We start from the raw sequence: 1696 nt of genomic DNA, 5'->3' as shown, positions 1-1696 counted from the left end.
TGGATAACGGACATTTCAATTGAGCCTTGACACATATTGTCAGCACAAAGCGTTATTGTCGTCTCAGGGGCTGCGGATGTTTTCCTGGACTGTTATGTTGTGATCCCAAGATGCTGCCGGTACTTCACAGGACTCATTGCACCTAATGATAGCTTGATACGTTTCTCATTATACCAGCGTATGTACCTGTCCAGGAAGCAGATAAATTTTTCCAGCGTGATACCCGCCCAGTCTCTGCCATAGAACATTTCGTTTTTGATACGCCCGAAGAAGCCTTCACACGCAGCATTATCCGACGAGCATCCTTTGCGCGACATGGACCTTATAAGTCCGGAGGTGTTGATACGCTCAAGCCAGCCCGGCCACCGGTAATGGCCACCACGATCGCTGTGTATCACCGGTTTATCATGTTCGCTGAGCGTATCGAGTGCGTCATCGAGCATCGTATTCACCAGCGTCGCGTCCGGGCGTGTTCCTATCGACCAGCTTACAACCTGGCCATCAAAGCAGTCGATAACCGGCGACAGATAGACTTTTCCAGCCGGAAGCTGGAACTCCGTAATATCGGTCAGCCACTTCTCATTTGGCCTGCAGGAACTAAAATCCCGGGCGAGTAAATTTTCCGGTGCCGGACCGATTTCGCCACAGTAAGAGTTATATCGTCGTCGCCTGGTGCGCTTAACAACGAGCTGCTCTTCTGCCATCAGTCTGCGGACAACCTTTTCAGAAATAACTCTGTTGTTACTGCGAAGCATCGCGTGAAGGCGCCGGTAGCCGTAACAGCGGTAATTCTCCTCAAAGATATCGGCCATGATCACGCGTATTTCCGCATACTTATCGTACAGACGTTTGCTGGCTTTGTGGTAAAAATAACAGCTGCGGGCAAGTTGCAGAACGCTTAGCAACTCAGCAACGGGGTACTTTTTCTTAAGGGCATCAACTATCAGGGTTTTCTCCCTGTTTTTCAGTTTCAGAAAGCTGATGCCCAGATCTTTTTTTATCAGTTCATTCGCCTTTGTCAGTATGTCACGTTCGAGCTGCAGCTGATGAACCTGCTTCCTGAGACGCTGGATTTCACCGAGTAAAGCATCCTGATTTTTATCCTGAGGGGCTGCCTTTCGTTTGCGCATGGATTGATAAGCCTCGTCACTGATAAGGTCTTTCTTCCATTTGTACAGGACCGGGACGCTGACGCCTATGCTTTGTGCAACTTTACGCGCGGTTCCACGTCGGTTACAGAGCTCCCGGACGGCCTGAGACCTCTCTTGCGGGCTGAAGCATTTGCTTGTGCCTGAGCGAATGACCAGGGGACGCGCATTTGGGTAAAACTCTTCAATCCAGCGCTTTAGAATTTCGTTACTGGGGTAGCCGATGGCTCGGCGAGTGTACGACAGGCAACCACCGTGAGTAAGATAATGCTCAACAGCAGCAATTTTCTGTGTACGTGAATAGCGTTCTCTTGGTTTTAATTCCCTGGGTAAATCGCCCTTCTCTTCATAAATCCGAACCCAACGGCCCAGCTGTTTTGTGGAAGGATATCCCAGCTCCATGACGACAACGGAGGCTTTCTTTCCGTACCGGTAATAGAGTTCGACGGCCCGAATCCGGTCCTCGTATGAATGCATAAATTAACTCCTGAAGGTCCAGGAATTTGTCCGCACTTCCTCAGCACAATTCACACGCGTCGTGTACGCTA

At 49.9% G+C, this 1696-nt stretch carries 1 protein-coding gene; it reads right to left on the bottom strand.

Annotated elements, in window-relative coordinates; translation table 11 throughout:
• Positions 1-92 precede the first annotated feature (92 nt).
• Complete coding sequence (locus HMPREF3096_RS12835; protein WP_070544499.1) at positions 93-1625, bottom strand: IS3-like element ISKpn38 family transposase; 1533 nt, start codon at positions 1623-1625, stop codon at positions 93-95.
• Positions 1626-1696: the final 71 nt, after the last annotated feature.

Origin of the sequence: Klebsiella sp. HMSC25G12 (assembly GCF_001807705.1) — a bacterium.
Lineage (GTDB): Bacteria > Pseudomonadota > Gammaproteobacteria > Enterobacterales > Enterobacteriaceae > Klebsiella > Klebsiella variicola.
This window is presented reverse-complemented; position numbering and strand designations above follow the sequence as displayed.